Source organism: Streptomyces chattanoogensis, assembly GCF_001294335.1.
Classification (GTDB): Bacteria; Actinomycetota; Actinomycetes; order Streptomycetales; family Streptomycetaceae; genus Streptomyces; species Streptomyces chattanoogensis.
The window spans coordinates 16,548-29,679 of record NZ_LGKG01000090.1 but is presented as its reverse complement, the minus strand read 5'-3'; the positions used below and the strand labels follow the sequence as shown (position 1 = coordinate 29,679).

12 protein-coding genes are annotated in these 13,132 nt (G+C 72.5%); 2 read left to right on the top strand and 10 right to left on the bottom strand.

The features are described 5' to 3' along the window. Positions 1-52: 52 nt before the first annotated feature. Together ADL29_RS11240 and ADL29_RS11235 are read right to left on the bottom strand one after the other, a co-directional pair. Complete coding sequence (locus tag ADL29_RS11240) at positions 53-853, bottom strand: carbon-nitrogen hydrolase family protein (RefSeq protein WP_053923528.1); 801 nt, start codon at positions 851-853, stop codon at positions 53-55. A 190-nt stretch (positions 854-1,043) separates the two neighbouring features. Further along, the gene (locus ADL29_RS11235; RefSeq protein WP_053923603.1) at positions 1,044-1,982 is read right to left on the bottom strand and encodes a LysR family transcriptional regulator; all 939 of its coding nucleotides are present in this window, start codon (positions 1,980-1,982) and stop codon (positions 1,044-1,046) included. Positions 1,983-2,036: 54 nt separating this feature from the next. Between ADL29_RS11235 and ADL29_RS11230 the strand changes: the two genes are divergently transcribed. Together ADL29_RS11230 and ADL29_RS11225 are read left to right on the top strand one after the other, a co-directional pair. Beyond that, complete coding sequence (locus ADL29_RS11230) at positions 2,037-3,500, top strand: MFS transporter (protein ID WP_053923527.1); 1,464 nt, start codon at positions 2,037-2,039, stop codon at positions 3,498-3,500. A 5-nt stretch (positions 3,501-3,505) separates the two neighbouring features. After that, complete coding sequence (locus ADL29_RS11225; protein WP_157878456.1) at positions 3,506-4,519, top strand: hypothetical protein; 1,014 nt, start codon at positions 3,506-3,508, stop codon at positions 4,517-4,519. Positions 4,520-4,529: 10 nt separating this feature from the next. Here ADL29_RS11225 and ADL29_RS11220 read toward each other — a convergent pair whose 3' ends face one another. The 8 genes from ADL29_RS11220 to ADL29_RS11185 form a co-directional block, all read right to left on the bottom strand. Beyond that, positions 4,530-5,816, bottom strand: a complete 1,287-nt coding sequence (locus ADL29_RS11220) for a sensor histidine kinase (RefSeq protein ID WP_053923525.1) — start codon at positions 5,814-5,816, stop codon at positions 4,530-4,532. Beyond that, positions 5,813-6,541, bottom strand: coding sequence for a hypothetical protein (locus ADL29_RS11215; RefSeq protein WP_245689327.1), 729 nt, complete (start codon positions 6,539-6,541; stop codon positions 5,813-5,815). The genes ADL29_RS11220 and ADL29_RS11215 overlap by 4 nt, the downstream gene beginning before the upstream one ends. A 179-nt stretch (positions 6,542-6,720) precedes the next feature. Further along, positions 6,721-7,116 carry a hypothetical protein gene (locus ADL29_RS11210; RefSeq protein ID WP_046929053.1) on the bottom strand — a complete coding sequence of 132 codons (396 nt, stop codon included), beginning with the start codon at positions 7,114-7,116 and terminating at the stop codon, positions 6,721-6,723. A gap of 377 nt (positions 7,117-7,493) precedes the next feature. Next, positions 7,494-7,949, bottom strand: coding sequence for an Lrp/AsnC family transcriptional regulator (locus ADL29_RS11205; protein WP_053923524.1), 456 nt, complete (start codon positions 7,947-7,949; stop codon positions 7,494-7,496). 10 nt (positions 7,950-7,959) lie between these two features. Continuing rightward, positions 7,960-9,432: an amino acid permease gene (locus ADL29_RS11200; protein WP_053923523.1), complete on the bottom strand. Its 1,473-nt coding sequence runs from the start codon at positions 9,430-9,432 to the stop codon at positions 7,960-7,962. 480 nt (positions 9,433-9,912) lie between these two features. Further along, complete coding sequence (locus tag ADL29_RS11195; RefSeq protein WP_053923522.1) at positions 9,913-11,352, bottom strand: GuaB1 family IMP dehydrogenase-related protein; 1,440 nt, start codon at positions 11,350-11,352, stop codon at positions 9,913-9,915. 163 nt (positions 11,353-11,515) lie between these two features. Next, on the bottom strand, positions 11,516-11,986 hold the full coding sequence (locus ADL29_RS11190) for a barstar family protein (protein ID WP_052687501.1): 471 nt from the start codon (positions 11,984-11,986) through the stop codon (positions 11,516-11,518). Positions 11,987-12,140: 154 nt separating this feature from the next. Beyond that, the gene (locus tag ADL29_RS11185; protein ID WP_053923521.1) at positions 12,141-13,130 is read right to left on the bottom strand and encodes a sugar-binding transcriptional regulator; all 990 of its coding nucleotides are present in this window, start codon (positions 13,128-13,130) and stop codon (positions 12,141-12,143) included. Positions 13,131-13,132: the final 2 nt, after the last annotated feature.

Genomic DNA, 13,132 nt, shown 5'->3' with positions numbered 1-13,132 from the left:
GCCGGGGCGGGGCGGCCCGCGGTGCGTCGGGGATGTGGGGTGCGGGCGGGGCTCAGGTCAGCGGGCCGTAGAGCTCCGGCCGCCGGTCGTGCAGATAGGGGTTGTTCTCCCGTGATTCCTTCAGGAAGGCGAGGTCGGCATCGGCCTGCACCAGCTGCTCGGTGCGGCCGGCGCGGGTGCGGACGACTCCGTCCGGGCCGGCCAGACAGCTCAGGCCCACGAACTCGAACTCGCCCTCCTGGCCGACCCGGTTGACGTACGCGACATACATCTGGTTCTCGAAGGCGCGCACCGGGATGACGGATTCGGGGACGAACTGGAAGGGGTGCATCTGCGCGGTGGGCACCAGCAGCAGATCCGTACCGGCCAGCGCGTGCGCCCGGACGTTCTCCGGGAATTCGACGTCGTAGCAGATCATCACGCCGATCCGGGCGCCGTACAGCTCGGCCTGGACGACCGCCTGGTCGCCGGGGGTGAACCACTCGCGCTCGAAGCAGCCGAAGAGATGCGTCTTGCGGTAGTTCGCCAGCCGGCCGCCGTCGGGGCCGATCAGCTGGGCGGAGTTGTGGACCGTGTCGGCCCCGGCGCGCTCCGGGTAGCCGTAGAGGACGGCGATGCCGTGCTCGGCGGCGATCCGGCCGATGGCCCGGGCGCTGTCGCCGTCGGCGGGCTCGGCGAGGCGGTGGATGCCGTCGCCGATGGCGTAGCCGGTGAGGAACAGCTCGGGGCAGGCGAGCAGTGCGGCGCCGGTGGCGGCGGCCGCGCGGGCCGCGTCCTCCAGGACCGTCAGATTGTGGGCGACATCGCCGGGCCGGCCCGAACTCTGGAGCAGGGCGGTGTGCAGCGACGTCATGGGACCCCTCGGCGAGACGGTGCGGGCGGGACGCATTGACGGTACGGGGCGGCCCCGACCTGGGACAAGGCGCCACCGTTGCGTGCCGACGGAGGATTCATTGCGCGTTCAAGGGACTCTCCGTCGATTCGTTGCGCCCGGCCTTCCCGCAGGTCGGGCGGGGGGTGCCGGGCTCTGGGCGGCAGCGGTGTCAGGGCCGTTCCGGGGCGGGTGCGGCACCGATCACCTCCGCGACGGCCCGTCGTACGAGTCCGCGCAGCCAGATGTGCCCCGCGTCGGCCTCCTGCCGCGGATGCCAGGCCATCGCCATGTTCATCGTCGGCAGGTCGAGCGGGACCGGCAGCGTCCGCAGCCCCAGCGCGCGCACCGTCGAGGCCGCGGTCCGTTCGTTGGCCAGGCCGACCGCGTCGCTGTCGCGGATCATCATCAGCGAGGCGGCGAAGGTCGGGACGGTGGCGATCACCTTGCGGCGCAGTCCGCGGGCGGCGAGCGCCGCGTCGATGGGGCCGGTGAGCCGGCCGCGGCGGGTGAAGTTGATGTGCGGGGCGTCGGCGTAACGGCACACGGTGAGCTTCCCGGTGGTGAGCGGGTGGCCCTCCCGCACCACCGCGACGCCTTGTTCGGTGTACAGCTCCTCCGTGCGGATCTCCGGCTCGAGGCTGTCGATCACCCCGAGTTCCAGGTCCGCGACGCCGTCGCGCAGCACCGGCACGTCGATATGGCTCTCGCCGAGGAAGCGCAGCACGACCCCCGGCGCCTCCCTGGCGGCGCGGGCGACCAGGCGGGGGCCCACGGCGGTGACGCAGAGGTCGTTGGCGGTGATCGTGAACACCCGTGACAGGTCCGCCGGGTCGGCGGGGGCGGAAGGGGCGAGGACCCCGTGGGCGGCCTCGACCAGATGCCGTACCTGGGCCCGGATCTCCAGGGCGCGCGGGGTCGGCACCATATGGCGGCCGGCCCGGACCAGGACGGGGTCGCCGAGCGTCCGGCGGATCCGGCCGAGCGCGCGGCTCATGGCGGGCCCGGAGAGGCCGAGCCGGTCGGCGGCCGCGGTCACGCTCTCCTCTTCGAGCAGTGCGTCCAGTGCGGTCAGCAGGTTCAGGTCGATGTTTGCGTTTCGCGCAATCATGGAGTGCACACCTTGCATTTGAGATCAATTGACCAGGACTCTAGCGTCCCCGGCATGACCTCAACCGTCCCTCCTCCCACACCAGTTGGCGCCACCGACCGGCGGCGTCGCTCGGTGACCGCCGCGGTCTGCGCATGCGTGCTGGTCGCGCAGTCGCTGGTGGCCGCGATGAACCTCGCGATACCGAAGATCGCCGCGAGCGGTCTGCACCCCTCCCCCGCCCAGCTGCTGTGGATCGTGGACACGTATGTGCTGGTCTTCGCCGGGCTGCTGATCCCGGCCGGTGCGCTCGGCGACCGCTTCGGCCGCAAGGGCGTCCTGCTGACCGGTCTGGGCGTCTTCGCCCTGGGGGCGCTGCTGAGCGCACTCGCCCCCAGCCTCCCCGTGCTGCTGGCGGGCCGGGCGATCTCGGGTACGGGCGCAGCGCTGACCGTACCGGCCACGATGTCCGTACTGCTGCACGCCACCCCCGCCGACCGGAAGGCCGGGGCGGTCGCCGCCTGGAGCGCGGCCCTCGGCATCGGCGGCATGGCGGGCAACGCCGGCGGCGCGCTGATCCTGCAGTACCTGCCCTGGCAGGGCCTGTTCTGGGCGTACGTCCCCCTGGGGCTCGGCCTCCTGGGATGGGTGGCGAGGGTCGCGCCCCGGGTGCCGCGAGGAACCACGGCGCTGGATCCGACGGGTTCGGCGCTGCTGGTCCTCGGGGCGGGCGCGCTGCTCTTCGGCATCATCGAAGGGCCGGGGCTGGGCTGGTCCTCGGCCACGGTGATCGGCGCCTTTGTCCTGTCCGCGGCCGTGTTCACCCTCTTCGTACGGCACGGGCTGCGTGCCGCGCACCCGGTGCTGGACCCCCGCCTGTTCCGGCTGCCGCGGCTGCGCGCCGGTGCCGCGGGCCTGGCCGTCACCTTCTTCGGCATGTTCGCCCTCTTCTACGTCAACGCCCAGTTCCTGCAGTACGTCAAGGGCTACTCACCCCTCCAGACCGGCTGTGCGATCGTGCCGCTGGCCTTCGGGATGATGGCCGTGACCCGTCACGGCCTGCGCTGGGCCCACCGGATCGGCGAGGCCCGCACCTGCGGCGCCGGGCTGGCCCTGATGGCCGTCGGCCTGCTCCTGCTCTCCACCGCGACCGCCCGCACCCCGTACGTGCGGTACCTGCCCTGCCTGCTGCTGATGTCGGCCGGTGCGGGCCTGGCGATGCCCACGCTCTCGCATGCCGTCGTGACGTCCGTGCCGCCCCGCCAGGCGGGCATGGGCTCCGGACTCCAGGGCGCGGCACGCGAGCTGGGCGCGGCCCTCGGCATCGCCGTCGTCGGCACCGCCCTGTCCGTGCACGTCACCTCGGCCACCGGCCACGGCACCGCCATGGCCACCGCCTTCACCGACGCCACGGCGCTCGGCTACCGCATCGCGGCGGGGGTGGTGCTGGCCGTGGGGGCGGCGGTGGCGTACGGGCTGCGGACCAGGGAACGAACCGGGCCCGGGGCGGGAACGTCCCGGCCGCCGGCGGCGTCGTAGTGATCATGGATCACACCACGCGTGCACTGATCGACGAGGTCAGGAAGACTTGGCCCGGCTTCGCCTCGGACGCGGCGGGCGCCGAGGGCGACCTGGCCGTCCGCGACTGCGCCGCCCGGCTCGCCGCCGACCCGGGCGGGGAGCACGCCTACCTGTGGGTGTACGGGCTGGCGGAGCTGGCCGAGTACCTCACCGGCCCGGCGGGCGCCGGGCCCGAGGCCGAACGGTGCGCCGTCGACGCCCTGGTCGCGGCCCACCGCGTGCTGAGCGGCCGGGAGTGCGCGCACGGGAAGCACCCGTACGAACGGGACCTGGAGGAGATGTACGACGACGAGATCTGGTACGGGCTCCCCGATCCGGAACTCCTGGGCAACGGCCTGGCGGAGGACGAGGAGTGGACGAAGGAGGCCGCGAAGGAGCTCTACCTCTGCCCGGTCAACGTCGCCGGGTACGCGCGCATCACCGCGGACATCATCAGCCCGGGCAGCGTGCCGATCACGGACCCGGACGAGGGGACCGGCATCGCGGAAATACTGCGCAGCGGTCTGCAGGACAGCATCCGGTACCTGGACGCCACACTCAACGACTATCCGGTGGGCGACCCCGTCGGCGACCTCCTCGGGGCGGCGCTCGTCCCCGACCACCTCACCAAGGGTGTACGGGCCGGCTACCTCGTCACCCTCCACGCGTGCAGCTGGTACGCCGTCTCGGGACGCATCCAGGACCGGTCCGTGCTGGACGAGATGACCGCGGGGCTGGAGACCGTGCGGAAAACGGTGCCGGACGTGCCCTGTACCCACCGGGCAGAAGAGCACCCGCGGCTCGACGGCTCCGCCGACCAGATGGCCCGGGAGGGCATCTATCTGCGCAGCCCCGGCGGACGGGCCGCGCTCCAGGAAGAGCATGCCGACGGCTACGGCCCCTCGCTGGAGGCCTGGACCTGCCCGGCCTTCCTGCGGGGCCTGGCCGACGAGACGCTGGCCACCCTGGCGGAGGGGCCCGGAGAGCCGCCCGGCTGACCGCGCCGGCTCACCGCTGTTCGGCCGGGAGGCGGAGCGTGGCGACGGCTCCGCCGTCGGGGGAATTGGAGAAGTGCAGGGTGGCGCCGAGGACCTGCGCCTGGCCGACGGCGATCGTCAGGCCCAGGCCGTGTCCGGTCTTCTTGCCGCCGCTCGGCTCCGACTGGCTCCTGAACCGCTGGGGGCCCTGGTCCAGGAGGTATGCCGGGTACCCGTCGCCGTGGTCCCGCACGGTGATCACCGGACCGTCGAGGGAGACGACCACCGGCGGGGCGCCGTGCTTGTGGGCGTTGGCGATGAGGTTGCCGAGCACCCGCTCGAGCCGGCGCCGGTCCGTCTCCACGCGCGCGTCCCGTACGACGTTGACCTCGGTCGCCGTCCCTGTGGCACGCACCGCCCGCTCCGCCAGCGGCCCGAGCCGGTGGACGTCCAGGTCTGCCTGTTCGACCTGTGCGTCGAGCCGGGAGATCTCCAGCAGGTCCTCCGTCAGCCGGCGCATGGTCCGGATGCGCTCGCGCACCATCTCCGTCGGGCGGCCGGGCGGCAGCAGCTCCGCGGCGGCGTGGAGTCCGGCGAGCGGGGTGCGCAGCTCGTGGGAGACGTCGGCGGTGAAGCGCTGTTCGCTGTGGAGTTTGCCCTGCAGGGTGGCGGCCATCGCGTCGAGTGCGGCCGCCACGGCGGCGGCCTCGTCCTGGGCCTGGCCGGGGCGCTCGGCGCGGGGGTCGTGCACCCGGGCGTCGAGATCGCCGGCGCTGATGCGGCGGGCCACCTGGGCGGTGCGGTGCAGGCGGCGGGTGACGCGGGAGACCGCGATCAGCCCGATGACGAGGGTGACGCCGATCGCGGCGGCCGAGGAGCCGATGATGGCCTGGTCCAGGCCGCGCAGGGCGGCGGCGCGGGCGCTGTAGTCCCAGCGCACCGCCAGGACCTTGCCGCCGTCGGCGGGGGTGCCGGCCCACATCGTCGGACGTCCGTCGTGGTCGGCGAGTTCGGTGCCGCGCTCATGGTGTTGCACGGCCATCTCGCGGAGCGCAGCGGGGAGGTCCGGCGGGTTCACCTCGGCGTTGCGGCCGAGGGGTTCCCCGGCGACGTACGCGGTCACCACCCGGTTCAGTTCGTCCAGGGCCGCGCTGCGGGCCCGGTCCTCGGTCTGCCGGTCGACCAGCACATGCACGAGGATGCCGAGCAGCGCCGCGAGCAGGCAGCACATGACGGTGATGAAGACGGCGGACTTGGCGTAGAGGGTCGCGGCCCAGGCGCGCAGGAGCAACGGTGGCCGCGACCGCCGGGGGCTCACCGCGTCCGCTCCGGCCCCGGGGAGGCGGAGGAGCCGGAGGAGGGCGTCCGCCGGTCGTACTCCGTCTCCCGGATCACCATGATCTGGTTCTTCGCGTCCCAGGCGTGCACCGTGCGGGTCTCGTACCCGGGCTTGTCCGCGGGCTCCCGCATGATCAGGTCACCCTCCGCCACCTCCACCGCCGTCGCGGTCCCGGCGGTGTCCAGGATCCGGTTCACCACCCCGTTCTTGAGCATGTAGGCCCACACGGTGAGGATGTGATTCCCGCTCTCGATGCCGATGATCAGCTCGTCCTTCCCGTCGCCCGTCAGATCGTGGTACTCGGGGGCGCGTACGGGGCAGGACTTCGGCGCGTCGGTACACCGGGCGATCTTCTTCAGGGTGGCGTCCTCGAAGGCCGGCGCGGAGGCGCGGGCGTCCGCGGCGTCCTGGGCGTTGACGACGGAGAGCGCGGACACCTTGCGGATGTCCCCAGACGACACCTCGGGCAACCCCGGGACGGGCGTCGGCCCGGTGTAGCTCTCCGTGTCCGGTGTGGGCGGCGGTGCGGGCGGGCGCTTGGGCCACAGCTGCGCCGGAGCAGAGGCGACAGGGGTGTGACCGGCGCTCTTGGGGGCCCCGGTCCCCGTACAGCCGCCCAGGAGCGCCGCGGTGCTCACCGTCGCGACCGCCAGGGCCGTCGCCCGTGCGGGGCCGGGGACGGGCAGGGAACGGAGCAGCGGCACGGCGATTCCAGACGGCAGAGGCGGTGGGGGACGACGACGGGACACAGCAGGACCGATCATGTTCGCTGCCCCGCATTGCGGCAACCCGGCGTCCGCACACGCGGCGAGGCGGCCCCCGCCGCGGAGAGTGGGGCGGGGGCCGCCGTCGGCCGGGACGGTCAGCCGTCGGCCGTGAGCTGTCAGCCGGGGCCGTGCGGCAGGGCGAAGGTCTTCACGGTCTTGCCGTCGTGCTTGTAGACGACCGTGGGGGTGGCATCGGCCTGCGCCGCGGGCTTCGGGAGCTTCAGGGTGTAGGTCCCGTTCGGGTCCATCCGGCTCTGCACCGGACCGGTCTTGTTCACGTTCAGCTCACCCGTGACGCCGTGCTCGGGGTCCTTGACGGTGACGGTGTCGTTGTTGCCGTTCAGCTCGAGGGTGTCGCCGTTGTCGACCTTGACCTCCTTGACGTAGTCCGTGGGCATGGCGAACGCCGAGGTCGCCGGTACGGCGAGGGCCGCGCCGGCCACCGCGACGGTGAGGGCGGCGCGCACCCCGGTGCGCTTGCGGCGGGCGGGTGACATGGCGTGCTGGGACATGGCTGCTCCTTCATGGATGCGCGGTGCGTCCGAGCTCTTCGGACCTGGTACGGGCGCTGGGAAGCACCCGTGCCCGGCACGCTAGGCAGCGAATGTTGCGGCCGTCCCGACGCCGTGCATCGGCCGTATCGCGATCATTCATCGGAGGCGTCACACGCAACGGAGCCGGGCTCCGGTCGGCGCACCGGGCGACTCCGCGCGCACGAGAGTCAACTGCCCGATGGCGGGAGCCAGTTGGACGCCACAGGCCCGCACGGGCGCAGGCGGAAACGGTACGACCCCCGGGGCGTGCCCCGGGGGTCGTACCTTCCGCCGTTACCTTCCCGTCGTGTGCCCGCAGGGTGGGCACGCGGCGTCCGGTCCGGTGCGCCGCGGCCCTAGCCCGGCGCGCCCGACCCGAACCGCCGCAGCAGCGGAGAGAGCACCAGCACGGACTTCGTCCGTTCCACGAACGGTTCGCCCGCGATGCGTTCCAGGACCCGCTCGAAGTGCCGCATATCGGCGGCGAAGACCTGGACGATGGCGTCCGCCTCACCGGTGACGGTGGAGGCGGACGCCACTTCCGGATAGCGCGACAGGCCGCGGTGGATCGCCTCTGGCGAGGTGTTGCGGCTGCAGTAGAGCTCGATGAACCCCTCGGTCTCCCAGCCGAGCGCGGCGGGATCGACCCGTACGGTGAATCCCGTGATCGCGCCCTCGGCCCGCAGCCGGTCGACGCGGCGTTTGACGGCCGGGGCGGAGAGCCCGACCTCCTGGCCGATGTCGGCATAGCTGCGGCGGGCGTCCTCGGCGAGGGCGTGGACGATGCGTTCGTCGAGTTCGTTCAGTCGCACTGCGGGTGGATCATTTCTCTGCCGTGGCCAATCGGGAGCGGCGCATGCCGTATCCGAAGTAGACCACAAGGCCGACGGCCATCCAGACCCCGAAGACGATCCAGGTAATGGCGTCGAGGCTGCCCATCATGTAGATGCACAGCAGGAAGCCGATGACGGGGAAGAGCGGAGAGAACGGCGTACGGAAGGTGCGCGCCATGTTCGGGCGGGTGTAGCGCAGCACCACCACCGCCACGTTGACCAGCGCGAACGCGAAGAGCGTGCCGATGCTGGTGGCATCGGCCAGCTGGCCGAGCGGGATGGCCGCGGCGAGCACCCCGCAGAACAGCGAGACGATCACGGTGTTGGCCCGGGGCGCGCCGGTCTTGGCGTGCACCTTGGAGAACACCTTGGGCACCAGGCCGTCCCGGGACATCGCGAACAGGATGCGGGTCTGGCCGTAGAGGACGGTCAGCACGACGCTGGCGATGGCGATGACCGCGCCGAAGGCGAGCAGCACGGCCCAGAAGTCCTGTCCGGAGACGTCCTTCATGATCCCGGCCAGGGCGGCCTCCGAGCCCTCGAACTTCTTCCACGGCATCGCGCCGACCGCGATCGCGGCGACCAGGCAGTACAGCGCGGTGACGATGATCAGCGAGAGCATGATCGCGCGCGGCAGGTCGCGCTGCGGGTTCTTGGCCTCCTCACCGGCCGTGGAGGCGGCGTCGAAGCCGATGTAGGAGAAGAAGAGGGTGGCGCCGGCGGCGCTGACACCGGTCATGCCCAGCGGCATGAAGTCGGCGTAGTTGCCGGAGCGCACGCCCTGGATGGCGACGCCGCAGAACAGCAGCAGCGCGACGATCTTGACGGCCACCATGATGGTGTTGGCGCGGGCGCTCTCCTTGGCCCCGCCCAGCAGGAAGACCATGGCGAGCAGGACCACCACGAGCGCCGGCAGGTTGAAGTAGCCGCCGTCACCGGGCGGCTGGGAGAGCGCGTCGGGAAGGGTGAACCCGACGGTGCCCGCCAGCAGCTCGTTCAGGTACTGCCCCCAGCCCACGGCGACGGCCGCGACCGAGACCCCGTACTCCAGGATCAGGCACCAGCCGCAGACCCAGGCGACCAGTTCGCCGAGGGTGGCGTAGGCGTACGAGTACGACGACCCGGAGACGGGGATGCTGCCGGCCAGTTCCGCGTAGGAGAGCGCGGAGAAAAGGGCCGTGATGCCGGCGATGACGAACGAGATGATGACCGCGGGCCCGGCGTCCGGGACGGCCTCGCCGAGGACGACGAAGATTCCGGTGCCGAGGGTGGCACCGATGCTGATCATGGTCAGCTGCCACATACCCATCGAGCGGCGGAGCGAGCCGCCCTCGCCCTGGCCGCCCTCGGCGACCAGCCGTTCGACGGGCTTGCGCCGCATCAGGCGGGTACCGAGACCTCCGGGGGCGGGCGGTCGGGGTTCGGTGGCCCCTGCGGGCGGGGCGGCGCCGTGCTCCAACACTGGGGTGGCTCCTTCATCGCTGCCGGTCGGGTGGCGACGACCGGCAGCGCTCCGCATCAGGGCAGCACAAAGCAACCCGCAGCGGGAGACCGCCGAGCAAGCGGTCGCCGCCACTCCACGTACAGCGCAGACCTTACGGGGCGCTCCTGACCTGCCGTAATGCGGGTTCCTTGCGCAGTCGCGGCCGATCGTTGCGCACCGGAGCGGCGGGCGGTGGTTCGTTGCGCGCCACCGTTCGATCTTGCATGGTGGACGCGCCGCCGGGCCCGCCGCACAACGGGCCCTTCCCGCGGGGGACATGGCGCCGACACACCGGTGGACACTGTGGGGAACGTCATATGACGGGGTGTCGGCGCCCCGGTGCGACGCGGACGGACACCGGCGGAGACGCCCCGGCGCGATACAACACCGGCCCCGCACCGGATGATTCGGTGCGGGGCCGGTCAACAGCCGTTACGGGACCGCGGTCCCGTGGGCGGGTCAGCTCCAGCTGTCGTGCAGCGGCTTGCCCTCCGCGTAACCGGCGGCGCTCTGCACGCCGACCACGGCCTTCTCGGCGAACTCCTCCAGGGAGCCCGCGCCCGCGTAGGTGCAGGAGCTGCGGACGCCCGCGATGATCGAGTCGATCAGGTCCTCGACGCCGGGGCGGGCCGGGTCGATGAACATCCGCGAGGTGGAGATGCCCTCCTCGAACAGCCCCTTGCGGGCCCGGTCGTAGGACGACTCCTCGCTCGTACGGCGCTGGACCGCACGGGCCGAGGCCATGCCGAAGCTCTCCTTGTACGGCCGCCCCTCGGCGGTGTGCTGGAGGTCGCCCGGCGACTCGAGGGTGCCCGCGAACCAGGAGCCGATCATGACGTTGGACGCGCCCGCGGCCAGCGCCATCGCGACATCGCGCGGGTGACGGACGCCGCCGTCGGCCCAGACGTGCTTGCCGTACTTCTTGGCCTCGGCGGCGCACTCCAGCACCGCGGAGAACTGCGGCCGGCCCACGCCGGTCATCATCCGGGTGGTGCACATGGCGCCCGGTCCGACGCCGACCTTGATGATGTCCGCGCCGGCCTCGACCAGATCGCGGACGCCCTCGGCGGCGACGATGTTGCCCGCCACGATCGGGACCTGCGGGTCCAGCGCGCGGACGGCCTTGACGGCGCTGATCATGCCCTCCTGGTGACCGTGCGCGGTGTCCACCACGAGGGTGTCCACACCGGCGTCCAGCAGCGCCTTGGCCTTGCCCGCCACATCGCCGTTGATGCCGACGGCGGCGGCGATGCGCAGCTTGCCGTCGGCGTCGGTGGCGGGGGTGTAGAGGGTGGCGCGGAGCGCGCCCTTACGGGTCAGGATGCCGACCAGCATGCCGTCCGCGTCGACCGCGGGGGCGAGCTTGCGGTTGGCGGCGTCAAGGCGGTTGAAGGCCTCCCGGGGGTCGATGTCCGCGTCAAGGACCAGCAGGTCCTTGGACATCACCTCGGAGACCTGGGTGAAGCGGTCCACCCCGGCCAGGTCGTGCTCGGTGACGACGCCGACCGGACGGCCGCTCTCGACGACGATGCCCGCGCCGTGCGCCCGCTTGGGGAGCAGCGACAGGGCGTCCGCGACGGTGGAGACCGGGGACAGCACGATCGGGGTGTCCAGGACGAGGTGCCGGCGCTTGACCCAGGTCACGACCTCGGCGACGACATCGATCGGGATGTCCTGCGGAATGACCACGAGGCCACCGCGGCGGGCGACCGTCTCGGCCATCCGGCGGCCGGCGATGGCCGTCATGTTGGCGACGACCAGAGGAATGGTGGTGCCGGTCCCGTCGGGCGAGGACAGGTCCACACCCTGGCGGGAGCCCACCGCGGAACGGCTGGGCACCATGAACACATCGTCGTACGTCAGGTCGTACGGCGGCTTCGCATCGTTCAGGAAACGCATACTGGCTCTCTCACCTGCGATTTTACGTCTGGGCCGGTGGGGAGTCAGCGCCGAACCGTATCCCGGATCAGGCTGCGGCTCCTAGGACATCATCCCTCATCACCACGCGAACAAGCGAACCGGTGTTCCTTTCGTGCGATGCGACACCCGCCCCTGGAGGTAGCTACAAAGCCCCCTGCCGACCCCGTCGCGCCGGGCCGCGCGCCATGATCACGGTCAGCCCGGTGTCGGTTTCGCGCCAGTATCCGACCGCGTCGGCGAGCACCCCCTCGAAGACCCGCCACTCCTCCGGCACGGCCGCCGCGTACCCCTGCCAGCCGGTGAGGACCAGCAGCCGGCCGCCTTCGGCGGGGCACCAGGACAGATCGGTGAGGCAGTCGGCGAGCGCGTCCCAGTTGCGGCCGAACCAGTGCGGCAGCCGCAGCGCACGGGCGCACCGCTCCATGAACTCCGCCTTGTCCGCGGCCCCTTCCAGATCGAGGACCGCGCCGCTCCACCCGGAGTCCCGGGCCGCGGCCAGCGCATCGTCCACCGGCCGCTCCGCGGGCCAGGACAGCACCCCCGGCGGCGTACTGCCGTCGAGCACCGCCGCCAGCGGCCGGGGTACGGAACCGCCACCATCCGGGAGCCTCATCGCCACACCGCCCTGCTGCATCGTCCGGGAGCCGTCCCGGGCTCCCGGCCGCCTCCGGCCGCTTCCTGGCGCCGATGCTGTCACAGCCGCGGCCGCGCTGCCCGCCGGTGACCGCCGGGGCGGGCACGGCACCGGCGCCGTCAGGCCCCGTCCGTCAGGACCCGTCCGGGTCCGCCCGGTCGAGGGCGGGGCGCGGCCCCGGGCCGGTCTCCAGGAGCAGATGGTCGGCGGCAGCGGTGTCCGTCACCAGGCTGGTGACCAGGCCGGAGCGCAGTACCGCGCCGATCGCCGCGGCCTTGCGGCGGCCGCCCGCGATCGCGACGACCTCGGGGATCCGGCGCAGCCGGTCGGCCTCCACCGTGATGCAGCGTTCGCCGAGGTCCCGGCCGATCCGGCGGCCCTCCGCGTCGAAGAGGTGCGCGGACATTTCGGCGGCCGCGCCCAGCGAGGCGTAGTGCTCGCGCTCCTCCTCGCTCAGCATGTCGTAGACCGTCGAGACGCCCGGCTCCCAGGAGCCGATGGAGACACAGGCGACGGTGACCTTGTCGAAGTACTCGAAGGCCCGGGCGATGCCGGTCTGGCCGCGCAGCGCGGCGGCGGTCGCCGAGTCGGGCAGGAGCATCGGCGCATAGATCGGGTGCGCCTCGCCGCCGGAGACGTCGGCCGCGCGGCGGACCGCCTCGACCGAGCCGCGGTCGGCGGTGCCCGCGTCGTAGACGCCGGTCAGCTGGACGACGGTGCACGGCGGGAGGCGGTGCAGCGCGGCCGCCATGTGGATGGTCGAGCGGCCCCACGCCAGGCCCAGGACATCGCCCTCGGCGACCAGCTCGCCGAGCAGGTCGGCGGCCACCTCACCGAGGTTCTCGGGGTCCGCGGCGTCTTCGGAGGCGTCCGCGGGCGACTCGACGACGACGGCGTGCCGCAGGCCGTAGCGGGCCCGCAGCGCGTCGGAGCGTTCGGCGTCGAGTTCGGAGGGCACCCGGATCTCGATCCGTACGAGATCGCGCTCCAGTGCCGTCTCCAGCACACGGGCGACCTTGAACCGGCTGACGCCGAACTCGTCCGCGATCTGGATCTTGGACTTGCCCTCAAGATAGAAGCGGCGGGCCATCGCCGCCGCCTGCACCAGCTCGGCGGGGCCCATTC

Excerpts from the sequence above, each read along its gene's own strand:
- ADL29_RS11240 (WP_053923528.1), bottom strand. The coding sequence starts at position 853 with ATGACGTCGCTGCACACCGCCCTGCTCCAGAGTTCGGGCCGGCCCGGC.
- ADL29_RS11235 (WP_053923603.1), bottom strand. The coding sequence starts at position 1,982 with ATGATTGCGCGAAACGCAAACATCGACCTGAACCTGCTGACCGCACTG.
- ADL29_RS11230 (WP_053923527.1), top strand. The coding sequence starts at position 2,037 with ATGACCTCAACCGTCCCTCCTCCCACACCAGTTGGCGCCACCGACCGG.
- ADL29_RS11225 (WP_157878456.1), top strand. The coding sequence starts at position 3,506 with ATGGATCACACCACGCGTGCACTGATCGACGAGGTCAGGAAGACTTGG.
- ADL29_RS11210 (WP_046929053.1), bottom strand. The coding sequence starts at position 7,116 with ATGTCCCAGCACGCCATGTCACCCGCCCGCCGCAAGCGCACCGGGGTG.
- ADL29_RS11195 (WP_053923522.1), bottom strand. The coding sequence starts at position 11,352 with ATGCGTTTCCTGAACGATGCGAAGCCGCCGTACGACCTGACGTACGAC.
- ADL29_RS11190 (WP_052687501.1), bottom strand. The coding sequence starts at position 11,986 with ATGAGGCTCCCGGATGGTGGCGGTTCCGTACCCCGGCCGCTGGCGGCG.
- ADL29_RS11185 (WP_053923521.1), bottom strand. The coding sequence starts at position 13,130 with ATGGGCCCCGCCGAGCTGGTGCAGGCGGCGGCGATGGCCCGCCGCTTC.